A 19,256-nucleotide genomic window follows, 5' to 3' on the forward strand; every position below is an offset into this window, starting at 1 on the left:
ATTGCTGTGCACATTGTGCGCTGACGGTGCATCAGAACGGATAACAGCGTTGCCCTATCGCGCTAATGTTCTGATTTGTTGCGAATCTGAAGATTGGCACGCGAACTGCATTATTTTGACAACAGAAGCACTAAACCAATGGCGGTTTAGTCAGGATTACGGATAAAGGCGTCCGTTAGCGTTCAGGAAACTGAACGTTAACTGGACGCTTTTTTTTGTTCATTTTCTACGTAACAGGAAGCCTTGATGACGCAAAACGACAAAAAAACTCTGGGGCAACTCTCCCGCCGCCGCTTTCTTGCGGGAAGTGCGGCACTCGGCGGCAGCATGTTGATGTCAGGCTTCATGAACAGAGTCTGGGCTGCCGGCTCCGATGCGCCAGAAAAGAAAGAGATCCGTGTCGGATTCATTCCTCTGACGGACTGTTCTTCGGTGGTGATGGCGGCGGTAAAGAAATTTGACGAGAAGTACGGCATTAAGATCATCCCAAGCAAAGAGTCGAGTTGGGCTTCGGTGCGCGACAAACTGGTATCCGGTGAGCTGGACGCCGCGCATGCCTTGTACGGCATGCTGTATGGCTTGCAGCTTGGCGTTTCCGGCCCGCAGCATGATATGGCGATGTTGATGTCGCTCAACAATAACGGGCAGGCGATCACGCTTTCCAACCAGTTAAAACAGGCGGGCGTTACGGATACGGCATCGCTAAAAAAAGCGGCTGATGCCAGCGATAAAGGCACGTATACCTTCGCCCAAACGTTCCCGACCGGCACGCACGCCATGTGGCTTTATTACTGGCTGGCACATGTCGGTATCCACCCCTTCAACGACGTGCGCAATGTTGTCGTCCCCCCACCGCAGATGGTGATGAACATGAAAATCGGCAATATGAGCGGGTTTTGTGTCGGGGAACCCTGGAATCAGCGGGCCATTCAGGACGGCATTGGATTCACGGCAGCTACGTCGCAGGAGATTTGGCCGGATCATCCGGAGAAAATTCTCGGCACCACGTCCGCCTGGGTCTCTGCAAACCCGAATGCGGCTCGCGCACTCACCGCCGCGGTACTCGACGCTTCCCGCTGGATAGACACCTCCGACGCCAATCGTATTGAAACCGCTCAGGTCGTTGCGGCGCGAGCCTACATCAACACCTCGGTAGCGACGATTCAGGGCCGCATGCTCGGTAATTACGAAAATGGTCTGGGTAAAAAATGGAAAGATAGCCACAGCATGCGCTTCTTCAATGATGGCGCCGTCAATTACCCCTGGCTCTCCGATGGTATGTGGTTCCTGACTCAACACAAGCGCTGGGGGCTGCTCGACAAAGACCCCGACTATCTCGGCATTGCCAAAAAAATTAACCGTATTGACGTCTATAAACAGGCCGCTACGGCGGTCGGAGGCATCAACTTACCTTCCAGCGATATGCGCAGCAGTACCTTCATCGACGGCAAAGTCTGGGATGGCAGCGCCCCTGCTGAATATGCCAACAGTTTTGCAATGAAACGCTAAGTGAGGCTACAGATGTCTATGAATTTGAAAACCAATGCGGTGAGCCTGACGGAGCCTGTGCGGGTCAGAGCAGAGATTGTCACGATCAAAAACCCGACTCCGCTTGCCAAACCTGATGCACTTATTACCCGGCTTCGCGCGAGCGCTCGTCGCCTGCTGCAAAAAATGATCCCCGCCCTTTTCGGGGCTCTCGTTTTGCTGGTCGTCTGGCAGATTGCGGCGATGAACAGCAAAGGCTTTCCAACACCGATGAAAACCTGGGAGGCGGCGAAACTTATCTTTGCCGATCCGTTTTACATCGACGGGCCAAACGACATGGGGATTGGCTGGAACATCCTGGCATCACTCAAACGCGTTGCGATAGGTTTTGGGCTGGCGGCCTTGCTGGGGATCCCCGCAGGGTTTCTGATTGGCCGTTTCAGCTTTATTAACAGTATGTTCAATCCGATTATCTCGTTGCTGCGTCCGGTCAGCCCGCTTGCGTGGCTTCCTATCGGTCTGCTGCTGTTCCAGCGTGCGGAACCCGCTTCGTCATGGACCATCTTCATTTGTTCTATCTGGCCGATGATCCTCAATACCGCAGAAGGCGTGATGCGCATTCCGCAGGACTATCTCAACGTTGCGCGCGTCCTGAAACTCAGTGAGTTCACAGTGATACGCAAGATCCTGTTTCCCGCAGTTCTGCCCTACATCCTGACCGGTGTTCGGTTATCTATTGGCATTGCATGGCTGGTCATTGTCGCAGCAGAAATGCTGACCGGCGGCGTGGGGATTGGTTTTTGGATCTGGAATGAATGGAACAACCTCAACGTGGAAAACATCATCATCGCTATTTTGCTGATTGGTGCCGTAGGGATGCTACTTGAGCAAGGGCTGATGGCCGTTGCCCGCCGATTAAGTGACGACAACCACCCTGGAGCCTGACATGAAAAAAGAGAAAGCCATTATCAGTGTCCAGAACGTCAGCCAGCGTTTCCCTGGGGCGAAAACGACGTACCTGGCACTGGATAACGTGAGTTTTGACATTGCGGAAGGTGAAACCCTCACCCTGATTGGTCACTCCGGCTGTGGGAAATCGACGTTGCTGAACCTGATTGCCGGACTGAGCCAACCATCGGACGGTGTGCTGCTGTGCGATAACAAAGAAATTACCGGACCGGGCCCCGAGCGCGGCGTTGTCTTCCAGAACCATTCGCTGCTGCCATGGTTAACCGCTTTTGAGAATGTCGCGTTAGCGGTTCAGCAGGTCTTTAAAGGCCAGATGAGCAAAAGCGAAATGCACGACTGGATTATGCACAACCTCGAACTGGTGCACATGGAGCATGCCGCCGATAAGCGCCCTGGCGCCATTTCAGGTGGGATGAAGCAACGGGTGGGCATTGCCCGCGCGTTGGCGATGAAACCCAAAGTGTTGCTCATGGACGAACCTTTTGGGGCGCTTGATGCCTTAACGCGTGCCCATCTTCAGGACGCCGTGATGGACATTCAGGCACGCCTGAAAACCACCATTTTGCTGATCACTCACGACGTTGACGAAGCCGTGCTGTTGTCTGATCGCGTGATGATGATGACCAACGGTCCCGCGGCGAAAGTCGGTGAAGTGTTACAGGTTGAACTGCCCCGACCGCGCAGTCGCCTGACGCTCGCGAACGATCCCCTGTTCCACCAGTACCGCCAGCAGGTGCTGCATTTTCTCTATGAAAAACACCGGGCCGTGGCCTGATTCAGCGAGAGGATTTACCTGATGGCTAAACCGACACTGATCGTTATTGGCAATGGCATGGCTGGGGTACGGCTGGTTGAGCATCTCTGCGAGTTCGCGCCAGACCGCTATCGCATGCTGATCATCGGCAATGAAAACTACGGCGCCTACAACCGTATACAGCTCACGCCCGTCCTCTCCGGTGAGAAAGACTTTGAGCAAATCATAACGCACGATGCGCAGTGGTACGAACATCACAACATCACATTAATGACTGGCGTGACAGTGACGACAATCGATCGCCACGCGCGTACCGTGACGGCCGCCGGGCAGATCTATCAGTACGACCATCTGGTGATAGCAACCGGCTCGCGCCCTTTTCTTCCGTCGTTGCCCGGCATGGAATTACCCGGTATTCAGGGATTCCGGACTCAGCAGGATGTAGAAAACATACTTCGGGACACGTACAGCGATCAGCCAGTGGTGGTTATCGGCGGTGGTGTATTGGGTGTGGAAGCGGCCGCGGCGTTGGCCCAGCGAGGAATGCAGGTCACCCTGCTGCATCGTGGCCCGCATTTGATGGATCAGCAGCTTGATGAACAGGCCGGAGACCTGCTGTACGACAGGCTCTCTTTGCGCGGGATTAACGTCATTTTGCAGGCTGAAACGGCGTCATTCGCTCCTGATACAGCGGGAAACATCCGTGCGGTAAACCTGCATGATGGACGTGAAATACCGGCTGAACGCGTAGTCATCGCCGTGGGCGTGCGACCGGAAATCGGACTGGCTAAACAGGCCGGATTGTCATGCGACCGCGGCATCCTGGTGGACAATCAACTGCAAACGTCCGACCCGCAGATATCGGCCATCGGTGAATGCTGTCAGTTGGGTGATCTCACTTTTGGCCTGGTGGCGCCTTGCTGGCAACAGGCTAAAACGCTGGCCTCACGGCTGGCGGGTATCGATAGCACCTCAACGTTTGAGCGACAGAATGTGCCGCTACGCCTCAAAGTCACGGGTATCGATCTGTTTTGTGCCGGTGAACTGAATGGCGACGATGACGCGCAAATCCACACCACCTTTGACCCGTTTGACGGGCATTACCGTCGTCTGGTGCTTCGCGACAACCAGGTGAAGGGGGTACTTCTGTGGGGCGATATCAGCGATGGCCCGGATTACCTCTTTCACATTAGCCATCCCACAACTCTGCAGGCGCCCCTCAGTGTCTTCAGTCCCGCTCATGAGCCAGAGACCTCCGGCTTACCGTTCAATCAATCAGAACCGTTGCCCGTCGCGGTAACGAGGAGTCATTCAATGTCGAAACCTGTACTGGTTATGGCCGGACACGGCATGGTGGGCCACCATTTTTTACAACAACTGGTGGAGCGCGAACTGCACCTGCGCTATCAGGTGATTGTTTTTGCTGAAGAGGCAACGCCTGCCTACGACCGTGTTCACTTATCCGAATACTTTGCCGGCAGAAGCGCGGAATCCCTCTCGATGGTTGAAACAGGATTCTTTGAATCCACCGGCATTGAGCTACGCCTGGGGCACCGCATCGGGCACATTGACACGAAGCATCGCTATGTCGTCGACCATCAAGGACGACAGACGGCCTACGATGTGTTAGTGCTGGCGACAGGCTCCTACCCGTTTGTGCCACCCATTCCCGGGAATGATGCGCCAGGTTGCCTGGTCTATCGCACGCTTGATGATTTGGATGCCATACAGGCCTGTGCGGCGAAAGGGAAAATCGGTGTGGTCGTGGGCGGAGGACTGTTGGGGCTGGAAGCGGCAAACGCGCTGAAACAGCTTGGGCTGGACACCCACGTGGTGGAATTTTCGCCACGGCTGATGGGGGTTCAGCTCGATGAAGGTGGCGCGGCCATGCTGCGTCGTAAAATTGAAGCGCTGGACGTGAAGGTGCATACGGGGAAGGAAACGCAGGCCATCGTCGCGGGCGAACAGTGCCAGTACCGCATGGCGTTTGCCGATGGCAGCCATTTGGAAACCGACCTGGTGCTGTTCTCTGCCGGTATCCGCCCGCGCGATCAGCTGGCCAGAGGGTGCGGACTGGATGTGGGCCCGCGTGGCGGCATTGTCATCAACGATGTGTGCCAGACGTCCGACCCCGCCATCTATGCCATAGGAGAATGCGCGCTGTGGAACGGTCAAATTTTCGGTCTGGTCGCGCCGGGTTATCAGATGGCCCGCACGCTGGCGGATACTCTGACGGGCAGCGAAGTGGCGTTTAAAGGTGCTGACATGAGCACCAAACTTAAACTGCTGGGCGTCGAGGTGGCCTCTGTCGGCGATGCGCATGGTCGTACGCCCGGCTGTCAGAGTTACAGCTGGGTCGACGGCCCGGCAGAAGTGTATAAGAAAATCGTGGTATCACAGGACCGTAAACGCCTGCTCGGCGCGGTACTGGTCGGAGACAGCGCGGAATACAGTACCCTGCTGCAGATGATGCTCAACGATATGCCGTTACCGGCCAAACCTGAAACCCTGATTTTACCTGCCAGTTCAGGCACAGATAAGCCGGCGCTGGGCATAGCCGCTCTACCGGACAGTGCGCAAATCTGTTCCTGTCACAACGTCAGCAAAGGCGATATCTGTGATGCGGTGAAGAATAATTGCCATGACATGGCTGCGATAAAAACCTGCACCAAAGCCGCGACAGGCTGTGGAGGCTGCTCCGCACTGACTAAGCAAGTGATGGAGTACGCGCTGTCCGATATGGGTGTTGAGGTGAAAAAAGATATCTGTGAACATTTTGCCTGGTCGCGCCAGGAACTTTATCACCTGGTCCGGATTGGCAATATTCGCACCTTCGAGGCGCTAATTGAAAAGCACGGCCACGGTAGCGGCTGTGAAATCTGCAAACCGCTGGTGGGTTCGATTTTGGCATCCTGCTGGAACGAGTACCTGTTAAAACCGCAGCATCTGCCGCTGCAGGACACCAACGATCGTTATTTTGCCAACATTCAGAAGGATGGCACCTACTCCGTCGTCCCGCGCGTTCCGGCGGGCGAGATAACGCCAGAAGGGCTTATCGCGATCGGCGAGATCGCCAGGCATTACCGTCTCTATACCAAAATAACCGGCGGGCAGCGCATCGACTTATTCGGCGCGCGCCTGGAACAACTTCCGGACATCTGGCAACAGTTGGTCGATGCCGGTTTTGAAACCGGTCATGCCTATGGTAAATCCCTGCGTACGGTGAAATCCTGCGTCGGATCGAGCTGGTGTCGCTACGGCGTACAGGACTCTACCTCGCTCGCACTGCAGTTAGAGCACCGCTACAAAGGGCTCCGTTCACCTCACAAAATTAAAATGGCCGTATCGGGCTGTACTCGTGAGTGCGCAGAAGCCCAAAGCAAAGATGTCGGGGTGATTGCAACGGATAAGGGCTGGAATCTGTATGTCTGCGGAAACGGAGGCATGAAGCCCCGTCATGCTGATTTGTTTGCGCAGGACATGAGTACCGAGGATGTCATTCGTACGGTTGACCGTTTCCTGATGTTCTATATCCGCACGGCTGACCGACTACAGCGCACCAGCACCTGGATGGATAATCTCGAAGGCGGTCTGGACTACCTGCGCCAGGTCATACTGGAGGACAGCCTGCATATCGCGGATGAACTGGATCGTGAAATGGAGGCGGTGGTTGCGACCTATCAGTGCGAATGGCAGACAACGCTGTCATCTCCGGATCGCCTGGCGCTGTTCAAGCCGTTTGTAAACAGTGAAGTGCCAGACGAAGGGGTGATGATGGTGGAGGAGCGTCAGCAACAACGTCCTGCAACACATCAGGAGCGCAGCATGCTGCCTGCCCCTGAAGTGGAAAATACGCCGGAGTCGGTGGACGGCTGGGTTGAGGTGTGCCGCTTGAGCGCCATCCCGGCGAATGCGGGAATGGCGGCGCGGCTGGCGAACCAGCAGATTGCCCTCTTCCATCTACCCGACCACCCACAGCAGGTTTTTGCGTTAAGCAATCATGAGCCTGACAGCGACGCCAATGTGTTAGCGCGCGGGTTAGTGGGGGATGTCAAAGGCGAGCCGGTCGTGATTTCACCGCTCTATAAACAGCGTTTTCGCCTGCAGGATGGCCAGAGCCTGGATCATTCACCGGTTGCCCTGCGAACCTGGGAAGTGAAAGTGGAAGAAGGCCGCGTCTGGGTGCAGGCATGCGTGCAGGGCATCGCACCTGTCAAAATCATTGAGACAGTCAGCCTATGAAGACACCGCTTCCTGTCGTTAATACCACCTGTGCCTATTGCGGTGTAGGGTGTGGCGTCAGTATGCAGCCGCATGCTGATGGCTTTGCGGCCAGTGGCGATCCGCAACATCCGGCGAATCACGGAAGACTCTGTGTCAAAGGCAGCGCGCTGGGTGAAACGTTGGGCTTACAGGGGCGCTTGCTCCAACCGGAAATTCATCATCAACCCGTCAGTTGGTCACAAGCATTGGATGCTGTCGCGCAAGGGCTGCAGGCCACGATGGATGAATATGGGCCGCAGTCGGTCGCGTTCTATGGCTCGGGTCAGCTGCTGACGGAGGATTACTATGTCGCCAATAAGCTGATGAAGGGGTTCATCGGGGCGGGAAACATGGATACCAACTCCCGGCTATGCATGTCTTCCGCCGTGGTGGGTTACAAGCGCGCATTCGGCGCAGATGCCGTTCCCTGCAATTATGAGGATCTGGAGCTGGCCGATTGCGTTATCCTGGTGGGTTCGAATACCGCCTGGGCGCATCCGGTAGTGTATCAGCGGTTGGTGAAAGCCAAAGCGAACAGGCCAGACATGCAGATTATTGTTGTCGATCCGCGTACAACGGCAACCTGTGATCTTGCCGATCTCCATCTGGCGCTGCGTCCTGGTGCTGATGCAGCGTTGTTTTGCGGGGCATTGAATGCTCTGGCAGAGACAGGAAAACTGGATACCGATTTTCTGCAAAATCACACTCTTGGGGCTGCAGAAACTTTACGGGCAGCGCAAGCATGGAGCCTCGATAAAACGGCGGAGTACTGTGGGTTACCCTCCTCTCAATTACAGGCCTTTTATCAGCGAGTCGCCGATAGCCAACGCATGGTGACTCTGTATTCGATGGGGATTAACCAATCCACTTCGGGCGTCGATAAATGCAACGCTATCATTAATCTGCATTTAGCCTCCGGCCATATCGGACGCCCCGGCTGTGGACCATTTTCGATAACGGGCCAGCCGAATGCGATGGGCGGGCGTGAAGTTGGTGGGCTGGCAAACCAGCTGGCCTGTCATATGGGATTTACACCCACCGAGGTCGATAGGGTTAGCCGTTTCTGGAAAAGCGATAGCGTCGCACGGGCTCCCGGGCTCAGCGCCGTCGAGTTATTCCATGCTATCGAAAGCGGAGAGATCAAAGCCGTCTGGATTATGGGCACCAATCCGCTGGTCTCGCTGCCGGATGCCGATCGCGTTCGAGCCGGTCTGGCACGCTGTCCGCTGGTCATCGTGTCCGACATAATGCGTGACACGGACACCACACGTTTTGCGCATATCCTGCTCCCGGCACTGGGCTGGGGGGAGAAAAATGGCACGGTGACCAATTCGGAACGTTGTATCTCACGCCAACGCTCGTTTCTTCCCGCGCCGGGAGAGGCTAAACCAGACTGGTGGATCCTCTCCCAGGTTGCACAGCGACTGGGGTTTGGCGACGCCTTTGCCTGGCAGCATCCGGCAGACATTTTTCGCGAACATGCCTCCCTATCCGGATTTGAAAATGCCGGTGAACGTGCCTTTGACATCAGTGGGCTGGCGCAGCTCTCCAATGAACAATGGGATGCCATGCGGCCGATTCAGTGGCCGGTAAACGCCGCCACACCTCAGGGCTCCCCTCGACTCTTCACGGATAAAATATTCTTTCACTCCGATGGTAAAGCACGGTTGATCGCCGTGATCCCCAGGCTACCCGCCAATCAACCGACGCAGGCATACCCGCTGGTGATGAACACCGGTAGGATACGCGATCAATGGCATACGATGACACGAACAGGCAGGTCTGCACGCCTGATGCAGCACATCAGTGAACCTTACTGCCAGCTCCATCCGGATGATGCGCCAGGTGTCCAGGCGGGCGATTTACTGCGCGTCTCCTCATCACATGGCTGGCTGCTGTTACGTGCGCAACCCGATTATCTTCAGCCACGTGGCAGCATTTTTGTGCCGATCCACTGGAATAGTCGTTTCAGCCAACAGGCCCGCGTTGATGCGCTGATCGCCCCCTACACAGACCCCCTTTCCGGACAGCCAGAAAGTAAACATACGCCGGTCAACCTGATGAAATGGAAAGCGGCATGGCACGCTGAACTGTTTATTCGGGGGGACGGGTTCGCTCCACCGACAACCGCTTACTGGAGTCTTATCACTCAACCGGGCATCACGCATTTTACTCTGGCCGACACCTCCCTTCCTGAAGACTGGCTGGCATGGCTGGGCGAATATTATGCGCTGGAGGGAAAAATCTGCCAGAGCGCCCGGATAGGTGATGATGGTTTTAACCTGCTGGTGTGGGCGAAGGGCGTACTGCAGTTGGCATTTTATGCCAGTCGAAGCCCTCTGATACCAGACCGTCAGGAGGTGTTATCTGCCTTTTTCACGCCACCGGAGACAGCGCAGCAGCGGTTGGCCTTGCTGGCAGGTCAAGCCGCCAACCATAAAGCGCCAACCGGCAAAATAGTTTGCAGCTGCTTTTCCGTCGGCGAAATGCAAATTGTCGATGCCGTACGCCAGGGGTGCCACAGCGTGCAGCAGCTTGGGGCAACCCTGAAATGCGGCACCAACTGTGGCTCCTGCCTGCCTGAGCTTAAGAAGATAGTTGCCGACCAGATAGCCACCTTGACCATGGGAGAGCGCCAATGAACAGCCAGCACACTGGATGCATGAGGAAAGATCATGGCGCAAGAACATGTCGAGTCCCCTGCTTTGTTAATCATTGGGAAAGTGGCGGGAATGTATCGTCCGGATGCCAAACGGCTAAAGGCTTCCCTCCTTCAATCAGGCCAACACGAACACATACCTTGTACAAACGACTTTAGTGAGGGTGTGAATTCTTTGTCATGAGAGCGGTGACTCCCTCTGGATGCTTTGGAGTCGTGTTCAGAGGATTTTCTGCTCCGGGACAAATCATCGATAACAGGTGTAACGCTGCTCACCCATCTGTTTATTGAGTATTCGTCAACGTATTGATAGCCAGCTAAACATAAGGACTGGCGCGCAAGGAGCGGACCTAAGCTCGCCCGTTTAAACTGAGGAATACATCAATTTCATCCGGCATGTAGCTACATCGACAATATTAAATCTCTAATGGATAAAATTTTTCCCAATTATAGTTTATCCTCGCTAATGTCAATTCTCCGACGACATCTCCGTAATCAATTTCCTGACGTTCCAAAAAAAACTCCCGCACGGTTGCGGGTATAAAAGTAGCGCTGTAACGCAGGATCGTGCTGTGCCAGAATGGTGCCGGTAATGGACTGCTGCTGTGCCGCATCAGCAACTCATCTTTCCACTTAGACTCCAGAATTCTCTCGCAGAATGACTGACGCATAGCTATCGCTGGCTCATCCGGGATACCCGCCAGTAACAACTGGCTGGGCAAAGCGATTAAACGAAGGTTCCTGATCACAATCTTTTTCGAATGATATCCCGCCCAGATATTTTTCAATTGCTCGGCTTTCGAGGGCAATCGCTCGTTTGCCTTATAGAGTGGTAGAGTCAGTGGTACGAAGGTGAAATGGAAACTGTGTTTTGGCAGGATGTCGGCGAGTGGATCATCCCTTGTGAGCTCGTTTAATTCATCAAATAGCTGCGAGACCGAAAATGACATACGCGGCTTTATGCCTGTTGCCAGAGCGAGTTTTACCGGGTCGTAGTAGTTTTCCTCTCTGATTTCTCCGATTTCGGCATTATCTTCCCACATCCCAATGGTGTTTAAATTTGTTGAACGATAAGTGTCTGGCAAGCTATAGGATTTCATGACCGGCCTTATGAGGTATTGAACACAGGTTATAAATTGCCGTTTTTATCAGATATTTCAGGTCATTCTATTAATATTCCAGCGCCATGTAATAAATAAATCTGACTAAAAAACATGATTACCGACCCGAAGGCCGGTAATTGTTGACACTGATAAAAGTTTACCATGCGTAGGCTTCAGGTGCCTCCCCGCCCGGTCCCGGCCAGATGGTATCCAGTCTTTTGAGCGTATCGTCTGAAAGAGACAGCGTCAGGGCATTGAGATTTTGACGGAGCTGTTCAGCTGTACGCGGACCACTGAGCACGGCGCTAACCACAGGGTTCTGCAGCAGCCATGCCAGCGCAACGTCTGATGGCGTTTCCCCCAGCTCATCACACAGTGTTTCCCACGCCTCCAGTTGCGACCGCAAGCGGTTGATTTGTGCCTGCAACTGCGGTGATGCCCGGCGGCCACCGGCAATTTTTTTCAGCACGCCCCCCAGCATCCCCATCCCGACCGGGCTCCACGGGATCAGGCCAATGCCGTAATGACGCAGCGCCGGGATGACTTCCAGCTCAACCGTACGCTGGGTCAGGTTGTACAGACTCTGCTCCGACGCCAGCCCCAGCAGGTTACGCGCGTCAGCCTTACATTGTGCGGTAGCAATGTCCCAGCCAGCAAAGTTGCTGCTGCCCACATAGCTGATTTTGCCCTCGCGGATCAGCTGTTCCATGGCCTGCCAGACTTCCTCCCAGGGCGTGTTCCGGTCAATATGGTGCATTTGGTAGAGATCGATATGGTCCGTTTTCAGTCTTTTCAGACTGGCTTCACAGGCCCGGCGAATATGGTAAGCGGACAGATATTTGTCGTTCGGCCCCGTATCCATCGGCTGGTAGACTTTCGTGGCCAGCACGATTCGGTCACGCTGACCACTGCGCGCCAACCGGTTACCGATGATTTCTTCGGATATTCCGTAACCCTTTGCCATATCCGGCGACTGCGGCCCGCCATAGACGTCAGCGGTATCGAAGAAGTTGATACCCGCATCCACGGCTTCATCCATGATCCTGAAGCTGGTCGGCTCATCCGTCAGCTCACCGAAATTCATGGTGCCGAGACCAATACGGCTCACCCGCAGGCCGGTACGACCCAGATGTTTGTAATTCATATCAAATGTTCCTTAACCAAATGCGTTATCGCAGGTTCTTACGGAAAAAGTCGGTTAATTTTTCAAAAGGGATCAGGTCGGTACGGTCATACAGATCGACATGCCCTGCACCTGGGACGACATACAGCTCTTTAGGCTGACCGGCGCGTTTGAATGCGTCTTCGCTGAACTCTTTTGAATGAGCCTGGTCCCCGGTGATAAATAGCATCGGACGCGGCGAAATAGTTTCAATATCGTTGAACGGATAGAAGTTCATAAACTTGCCAATACTGCTCAGCATCGGTTTCGTCGTCAGTTCTTCTTTCTGACCCTGCGGGGTGTAGCCGCCGCGCTCTGTGCGGTAGAAATCAAAGAACTCGCGCTGAATATCCGGCGTGGATGCATCCAGTTTATTAACAGTACCGGGAATATATGCGGTCTCTCCCTCTTTGAACTCGGCAAAACGTTGCTCAATAGCCGACCGGATAAAGGCCTTACGTTGCTCCAGCGTCTGGGAATGGTTAAGGCCATTACGGAACGCAGCCCCCATGTCATACATGCTGACCGTGGCGATGGCTTTCATACGCGGGTCAATCTTCGCAGCGCTGATAACGAAACTTCCGCTGCCACAGATGCCCAGCACTCCAATGTTTTCCGGATCAACAAACGGCTGTGTGCCCAGATAATCAACCGCCGCGCTGAAATCATCTGTGTAGATTTCCGGTGAAATCAGGTGCCCCGGTTTGCCCTCGCTTTCTCCCCAGAAAGAGAGATCGATAGCCAGCGTGACAAAACCCTGCTCCGCCAGCTTCTGCGCATAGAGATTTGAACTCTGTTCCTTAACGGCTCCCATCGGGTGACCAACGACGATCGCCGGGTGTCGGGTGTTCTGGCTCATCGCTTTCGGCATAAACAGGTTGCCGACCACGGCCATCTGATACTGGTTTTTAAAGGTGACTTTTTGCTGCATCACCTTATCGCTTTTATAAAAATTATCGGCCCCACGGGACATATCCGCCGCAGAGGAAGCAAATGCACTGATCAACAGCCCCAGCACTAACGTAAATTTTTTCATGATGGTCTCCTTATTATTAAGCCAGGGTGGCGTTATCCATGACAAACCGGTAATGCACATCGCCCCTGAGCATGCGCTCATAGGCGTCGTTAATCTGATCGGCGCGGATAAGTTCAATGTCGGCGACAATGCCGTGTTGGGCGCAGAAATCGAGCATCTCCTGTGTTTCAGGAATGCCGCCAATCATCGACCCGGCAATCGACCGGCGCTTCATGATGAGACTGAACACTTCCGGCGCGTCATGCGGCGTGGCCGGCGCCCCCACCAGGGTCATCGTGCCGTCCCGTTTCAGCAGCGCGGTGAACACATCGAGGTTATGCGGCGCAGCAACGGTGTTGAGGATGAAATCGAAGCTCTTTGCATGGGCTTCCATTTCGCTGGCATGACGGGAGACAACCACTTCATCTGCACCAAGCGCTCTGGCGGCGTCTCGTTTGGACTCAGACGTGGTAAAGGCTACAACATGCGCGCCCATGGCGTGCGCCAGCTTGATCCCCATATGCCCCAGCCCGCCGATACCGACCACCCCGACTTTTTTGCCGGGACCCGCCTGCCAGTGACGCAGCGGGGAGTACGTTGTGATCCCCGCGCACAGCAGCGGTGCCACGGCGGCCAGTTGCGCTTTCGGGTGAGTGACGCGCAGGACATAGCGTTCATGCACCACAATCTGCTGCGAATATCCGCCCAGCGTGTGGCCCGGCGCATCCGGCGTCGGGAAATTGTATGTCCCTGTCATGTGGTCGCAGTAGTTCTCCAGTCCGTCGTCACAGTCACTACAGTGCCGGCAGCTGTCAACAATGCAGCCGACCCCCACCAGGTCCCCGGCACGAAAACCGGAGACGTGATCGCCAACGGCCACTACACGACCGACAATTTCATGTCCCGGTACGCAGGGATAGAGCGTTCCAGCCCATTCAGCGCGTACCTGGTGGATATCCGAATGGCAGACTCCGCAGTACGCGATGTTAATCTGCACATCATGGGCACCGGGGGCGCGACGGGTGATATCCATCGGCTCCAGTGGCAGTGTGTCCGTATGGGCACCGTAAGCTTTAACTGTCATGGCATTACTCCTGGGTTTATGAATGGTCTGCGGCAGAAGTGTCTGCCCGCGAGGTCAGAAAGATCAGTACGGTTGCGATAATCAGCATCGCGGCGCTGGCCAGGAAGGTGCTCTGGTAGCCGTGATGGTCGAAAAGCAGGCCGCCCACCGTCGAACCGAGAGCAATGGACAGCTGCACCATCGCCACCATCAGTCCACCGCCCGCTTCGGCATTCTGAGGGAAGGTACGCGGAACCCATGCCCACCATCCCACCGGTGCGGCAGTGGAAATCAGCCCCCACAGCCCAAGCAGCGCCGTCACGATGGCTACCTGACTGCCGAAGGCAATCAGTGCCAGCGCGGTGATGGCCATCAGTACCGGGATGGTCATCAGGGTCGGGTAGAACCCGCGTTTTAACACCCGACCAATCAGCGTAGTGCCGATGAAACCCGCGACACCAATAACCAGCAGGACCAGGGTCACCGTTGCGGCATCCACCCGCGTCACCGTCTCAAGGAAAGGCCTGATGTAGGTAAAGAGCGTGAATTGCCCCATAAAGAAGATCCCCACACCCAGCATGCCCAGCGTGACCATCCGGCGACGAAACAACGTGAAAACGTTGCGGGAAGCTGCCGCCTGACGGGTGACCGACATGGAAGGCAGACTGAGTAATTGCCAGACAAACGCGATGATGGCGACCGGCACCAGGCAGAAGAAGGCGCCCCGCCAGCCAACCACCGATCCGAGCCAGCTGCCCAGGGGGGCAGCCACGACGGTAGCCAGAGCATTGCCGCTGTTGAAAATAGCCAGCGCCAGCGGAACACGATGCACCGGGACCAGACGCATTGCCGTCGCGGCCGACATCGACCAGAACCCGCCGACCACAATGCCAATCAGGGCCCTGCCCGCCATATAGGTCAGGTAATTGGGTGCCATCGCAATAACAGCACCGGAAATTGCCATAATGCAGGTCAGGCCGAGCAGCAGCGTTTTCCGGTTAAGCGTGCCTGCCAGCACGGAAATAAACAGGCTGGTTACCACTGCAAATGCCCCGGAAATGGCGATGCTCTGTCCGGCCATGCCTTCGGTGACACGAAGGGTCTGCGCCATCGGTGTCAGCAGGCTTACCGGCATAAATTCAGAAGCGATCAGGGCGAAGACGCACAGCGTCATGGCAAAGACACCACTCCAGTGCGCAGGGTGTTTCCCGCTAGCGGGGATTTTTTTTCTGTTCTCGTCTGTCTTATTACTCATTCAGGGATTTCTTTTCAGTAGCTAACATAAGTCTGCGCCCCGGAGCCTTCAGCGCTGCAGGAAGAGCTGAAACGGCATACGGGGACGGGACGGGATAAGAGGGATAATCGCGGTGCGGAAGGTGCTGCGGGTCAGTTGGCTACCCTGATCTGCACCGCAAGAGGTCCGTGGCGCTGCAGGACCGGCAGTCCGGAATCCACTTTCCCTAACGGGATCAGTGAACGGGCGTAAGCCCTGCCCCGGGCAAAAATCGCCAGGTTGCCCCAGGGCGCGTAGTAAGTGATATCTCCGGCTTCCGGCGTCATGCCGCCCGGTGCCTGCACCGTGGAAAGCCTGCGCGGCAGGCCGCTTATACGCTCAATATCGTCATAGTCTTCCAGCGTCATGCTGAGGGGAAGCAAAGACGCAAAGTCCCGGCCTGTCGGCGTATCAAAGAGGGTGGCGGTGGCGGTTTCTCCCTCCACAATGATCTCAATTTTCATAAGCGTCTCCTGCGCCACTCCCCGCTCGTTGTCACCCGCCATAGCGGACTGCGTGACGAAAAGCAGGCCGGCAAGGAGCAGCAGTGATGTTCTGCGGTAAGCGTTTTGCATAAGGGTTAGCGTTGACTTTTTCATCGCATTATTGTTACCAATATGCAGCGGGTTAACTAGCTAATGAATACTTAATACCCTTATAAGTAAAATTTATAAATGGACCGGAAACGAGCATGGCCAGACGCAATCTCAACGACTTACTCTCTTTCGTCACTGTGGCGCGTGAGGGCAGCTTTACGCGCGCTGCCGCCCAGCTCGGCGTGACCCAGCCCGCACTGAGCCAGGCGATTTCCGGGCTGGAAGAACGGATGCAAATCCGCCTGCTGACAAGGACTACGCGCAGTGTGTCAGTGACGGCTGCCGGGGAGCGACTGCTGCAGTCTGTGGGCCATCGTATTGATGAGATTGAAGCCGAGCTGGACATGCTGACGGCACTGCGTGATAAACCTGCGGGGACCGTCCGTATTACCTGTGGACCCAATGTCCTGAAGACCACGCTGCTGCCAAAGCTGACGCCACTGTTACGCGAATATCCTGATATTCATATTGAGTTTGATGCCAACCACGGGTTCCGGGATATCGTGGCGGATCGTTTTGATGCCGGCGTGCGGCTCGGAGACACTATCGACAAAGATATGATAGCCATACCCATTGGCCCGAAACTGCGCATGGCGGCTGTAGCTTCCCCTGAGTATTTCGCCCGGTGCGCCGCCCCTCAGACGCCACGCGATCTGATGCAACACTGCTGTATTAATGAGCGCATGGTTCAATCGGGGAAAATTTACGCCTGGGAGTTTGAGCAGGAAAACGGCAAATTTCACGTTCGGGTTGAAGGACAGTTGACGTTTAATACATCGGAACACGTCGTTGATGCAGCCCTTGCCGGACTGGGGATTGCCTTTTTACCTGAAGAGGAGTTCGGCACACATCTGCGGGAAGGAAAACTGATCCGGGTGCTTGAAGATTGGTGCAGGCCTTTTCCCGGCTACTATCTTTATTACCCCAGCCGTAAACAGCCTTCTCCAGCGTTTTCACTCGTTGTGGATGCGTTGCGTATTAACCGGAAAATGTAACACTGAATTATCGGGCCGATATTTCAAGAACGGACGTGAACGCCCACTCCTGGCGCAGAGCGGTCATCTGAGCTTTTGCCCTACCCCGGACATCTTAACTTAGCCTTGGCATGCAGTGTAGTAGCTAAATTGAGATATCTGTCCCTGACCAATAGACATGTCCGCGCTACAGTCTCACCACCGCGCTCACTGCTCTGCGCACCACCGGCGGGGTATCGCATCGGATGCTCACATTGCCCCTGCGCGGCCTCGAACGTGATGGCTTGGTCACAGAACGATGTACCTGACGATCCCCCCCTAAGGTTGAATACGAACTAACCGACCTGGGGCGCTCGCTAATCGAATCGTTGATGACGCTATCTGCCTTTAGCCTTACCATACAATATTTTCCGTTTCCCAACCGGATCCCATAGTGGATAATAACCCCCATTATCTTTTACATGACCAAACTCAAATGCTCAGCAATTCAGATATCATTACAAAAATACAGGCTGACAATCTGTTAGCCGTACGTCTTGAAAAAGCGCTGGGAGGCGTAAAAGATTCCATTCTTGACCAGGCGCGCCGTATGCAACTCGGAGTCAGACGCCTCACGTACTACTCTTCTTGTTTTACAGACAACTATCGAGATGTGTGTACCGCGCAGAAAACCGAAGATGTGCGATTTATGGAAGGCCTCACTCAACTGGTAAAACAACACAATATTGTCACCAGAATGTTTAAAATATACGTGAATCAGCTGCTGCAGGGACTGACACCTGAACGCATCCGCCACATCCAAAAGATTCTGATTGGCAAGGGGGCTACAATTGCTTCAGGGTCGATGACAAACCAGGCACTGGCCTATGCCATAGTAGCTGCGGTGAGCTATAGCTTTGGGATCAGGGTGGGGGCAAATACAAAACTAGCCAAAATAGGCGCGGCCGCGGTAACTATAGTCAGTTATTACGGATACGTACAAGAAGCCGCAGATTCAGCAAACCGGCTAAAATCTCGGCATCCCCGCTATTACTACGCATTGTATGCCGAAAAACTGGAAATGCTTTATTTCATTATTGAGCCCGTTATCAGCAGAACCGAACTGAGCTTACTCCCACCGACATCAGACAATGACATTGCTGACACCATTATACGGATTATCAGATGAGTGAATTTTTTAAGAAATGGCTGCATACCCAACTGAAATATTTTGCCAGCACCCTGATACCTGTGCTGCTCATTCTGGGATTCGGAATGCTGGCAGTAACATTCTGGCCTTCTTTTGCCTGGGGATCGACAGCGATATTCGCAGTTATCGTAATTGCCGTTACCTTCTGGTTGGTTTGAAATATTTACCATGATATCCGTTGCTCGTACCTGAAAAGAAAAACCGAAAGCCGATGAGGCACGAGGGGATCACTACAGAATACCACCGACCCATCAGGTCAGGCTGCGGAAAACAGGCACCCAGTGGGTCAGCGAATGCGGCCTGCATTTCAGAACTGGCTGACAAAGCGCCGTGAATGGTTTGCGGCACATGGCAGCTTACCGGGTGAACAAAAAGCATGGTCAGGCGCCTGGTCTGGTTATGGCTGGCCGGGTCGGTCAGCCCCTCTTAAATTAGCAGTGTTCAGCGCCACCGCCAGGGCGATTCATCTGAGTGAGCTTGCGTTATCTCCGGTAACAGTCAACTTTCTATTTGACCGGAAATTCCGGCATGGCCAGCGCCGTAGGATCGTCAGCAGCATTCCACTGCCACTATCAGTCATGACCATATTCCTGATCGTAATACGCAATTTTTCCTTTTTTCCGTTGCAGGTACTCAGCTGTATTCAGAGGTCAGTTTGGATATCGAAAATTATCGTACGCTAAGGTTATTTTTTGTACACCTGAGTTGTAATAAGGGAGTCAACTCCGTTGACGGACAGCTTTGAGCG

14 protein-coding genes are annotated in these 19,256 nt (G+C 54.6%); 8 read left to right on the forward strand and 6 right to left on the reverse strand.

What is annotated here, in order from left to right; all coding sequences use genetic code 11:
* Positions 1-246 precede the first annotated feature (246 nt).
* From PYR66_14785 to PYR66_14805, 5 genes are read left to right on the forward strand one after another with little or no spacing between them, the layout of a single operon-like run.
* Positions 247-1,509 (forward strand): CmpA/NrtA family ABC transporter substrate-binding protein, encoded by a 1,263-nt coding sequence (locus PYR66_14785; protein WEF26588.1) that lies wholly within the window; start codon positions 247-249, stop codon positions 1,507-1,509.
* 12 nt (positions 1,510-1,521) lie between these two features.
* The gene (gene ntrB, locus PYR66_14790) at positions 1,522-2,433 is read left to right on the forward strand and encodes a nitrate ABC transporter permease (protein ID WEF26589.1); all 912 of its coding nucleotides are present in this window, start codon (positions 1,522-1,524) and stop codon (positions 2,431-2,433) included.
* Between the two features lies 1 nt (position 2,434).
* A complete protein-coding gene (locus PYR66_14795; GenBank protein WEF26590.1) occupies positions 2,435-3,232 on the forward strand; it encodes an ABC transporter ATP-binding protein in 798 nt (265 codons plus the stop codon).
* Between the two features lie 21 nt (positions 3,233-3,253).
* Entirely contained in the window at positions 3,254-7,453 is a 4,200-nt protein-coding gene (nirB, locus tag PYR66_14800; protein ID WEF26591.1) for a nitrite reductase large subunit NirB, read from the forward strand.
* Positions 7,450-10,116: a nitrate reductase gene (locus PYR66_14805; protein WEF26592.1), complete on the forward strand. Its 2,667-nt coding sequence runs from the start codon at positions 7,450-7,452 to the stop codon at positions 10,114-10,116. Before nirB ends, PYR66_14805 begins: the two co-directional genes overlap by 4 nt.
* 433 nt (positions 10,117-10,549) lie before the next feature.
* Here the strand turns inward: PYR66_14805 and PYR66_14810 are convergent, their stop codons facing one another.
* The 6 genes from PYR66_14810 to PYR66_14835 all read right to left on the reverse strand — a co-directional run bounded on the left by PYR66_14810 (position 10,550) and on the right by PYR66_14835 (position 16,213).
* Positions 10,550-11,233, reverse strand: coding sequence for a hypothetical protein (locus PYR66_14810; GenBank protein ID WEF26593.1), 684 nt, complete (start codon positions 11,231-11,233; stop codon positions 10,550-10,552).
* A gap of 160 nt (positions 11,234-11,393) precedes the next feature.
* Positions 11,394-12,380, reverse strand: a complete 987-nt coding sequence (locus PYR66_14815; GenBank protein WEF26594.1) for an aldo/keto reductase — start codon at positions 12,378-12,380, stop codon at positions 11,394-11,396.
* A gap of 25 nt (positions 12,381-12,405) precedes the next feature.
* Positions 12,406-13,434: an alpha/beta hydrolase gene (locus tag PYR66_14820; GenBank protein WEF26595.1), complete on the reverse strand. Its 1,029-nt coding sequence runs from the start codon at positions 13,432-13,434 to the stop codon at positions 12,406-12,408.
* A gap of 16 nt (positions 13,435-13,450) precedes the next feature.
* Positions 13,451-14,497, reverse strand: coding sequence for an NAD(P)-dependent alcohol dehydrogenase (locus PYR66_14825; GenBank protein ID WEF26596.1), 1,047 nt, complete (start codon positions 14,495-14,497; stop codon positions 13,451-13,453).
* A 16-nt stretch (positions 14,498-14,513) separates the two neighbouring features.
* Positions 14,514-15,731 (reverse strand): MFS transporter, encoded by a 1,218-nt coding sequence (locus PYR66_14830; GenBank protein WEF26597.1) that lies wholly within the window; start codon positions 15,729-15,731, stop codon positions 14,514-14,516.
* Positions 15,732-15,862: 131 nt separating this feature from the next.
* Positions 15,863-16,213, reverse strand: coding sequence for a cyclophilin-like fold protein (locus PYR66_14835; GenBank protein ID WEF26598.1), 351 nt, complete (start codon positions 16,211-16,213; stop codon positions 15,863-15,865).
* A gap of 227 nt (positions 16,214-16,440) precedes the next feature.
* On the opposite strand from PYR66_14835, the gene PYR66_14840 reads away from it, so the two are divergent.
* From PYR66_14840 to PYR66_14850, 3 genes are all read left to right on the forward strand, one after another.
* On the forward strand, positions 16,441-17,340 hold the full coding sequence (locus PYR66_14840) for a LysR family transcriptional regulator (GenBank protein ID WEF26599.1): 900 nt from the start codon (positions 16,441-16,443) through the stop codon (positions 17,338-17,340).
* Between the two features lie 412 nt (positions 17,341-17,752).
* Entirely contained in the window at positions 17,753-18,487 is a 735-nt protein-coding gene (locus tag PYR66_14845) for a hypothetical protein (protein ID WEF26600.1), read from the forward strand.
* Entirely contained in the window at positions 18,484-18,666 is a 183-nt protein-coding gene (locus PYR66_14850; GenBank protein ID WEF26601.1) for a hypothetical protein, read from the forward strand. The genes PYR66_14845 and PYR66_14850 overlap by 4 nt, the downstream gene beginning before the upstream one ends.
* Positions 18,667-19,256: the final 590 nt, after the last annotated feature.

Source organism: Klebsiella aerogenes, assembly GCA_029027985.1.
Classification (GTDB): Bacteria; Pseudomonadota; Gammaproteobacteria; order Enterobacterales; family Enterobacteriaceae; genus Klebsiella; species Klebsiella aerogenes_A.

Excerpts from the sequence above, each read along its gene's own strand:
- PYR66_14810 (WEF26593.1), bottom strand. The coding sequence starts at position 11,233 with ATGAAATCCTATAGCTTGCCAGACACTTATCGTTCAACAAATTTAAAC.
- PYR66_14785 (WEF26588.1), top strand. The coding sequence starts at position 247 with ATGACGCAAAACGACAAAAAAACTCTGGGGCAACTCTCCCGCCGCCGC.
- PYR66_14840 (WEF26599.1), top strand. The coding sequence starts at position 16,441 with ATGGCCAGACGCAATCTCAACGACTTACTCTCTTTCGTCACTGTGGCG.
- PYR66_14835 (WEF26598.1), bottom strand. The coding sequence starts at position 16,213 with ATGAAAATTGAGATCATTGTGGAGGGAGAAACCGCCACCGCCACCCTC.
- PYR66_14825 (WEF26596.1), bottom strand. The coding sequence starts at position 14,497 with ATGACAGTTAAAGCTTACGGTGCCCATACGGACACACTGCCACTGGAG.
- ntrB (WEF26589.1), top strand. The coding sequence starts at position 1,522 with ATGTCTATGAATTTGAAAACCAATGCGGTGAGCCTGACGGAGCCTGTG.
- PYR66_14830 (WEF26597.1), bottom strand. The coding sequence starts at position 15,731 with ATGAGTAATAAGACAGACGAGAACAGAAAAAAAATCCCCGCTAGCGGG.
- PYR66_14820 (WEF26595.1), bottom strand. The coding sequence starts at position 13,434 with ATGAAAAAATTTACGTTAGTGCTGGGGCTGTTGATCAGTGCATTTGCT.
- nirB (WEF26591.1), top strand. The coding sequence starts at position 3,254 with ATGGCTAAACCGACACTGATCGTTATTGGCAATGGCATGGCTGGGGTA.
- PYR66_14850 (WEF26601.1), top strand. The coding sequence starts at position 18,484 with ATGAGTGAATTTTTTAAGAAATGGCTGCATACCCAACTGAAATATTTT.
- PYR66_14815 (WEF26594.1), bottom strand. The coding sequence starts at position 12,380 with ATGAATTACAAACATCTGGGTCGTACCGGCCTGCGGGTGAGCCGTATT.
- PYR66_14795 (WEF26590.1), top strand. The coding sequence starts at position 2,435 with ATGAAAAAAGAGAAAGCCATTATCAGTGTCCAGAACGTCAGCCAGCGT.
- PYR66_14805 (WEF26592.1), top strand. The coding sequence starts at position 7,450 with ATGAAGACACCGCTTCCTGTCGTTAATACCACCTGTGCCTATTGCGGT.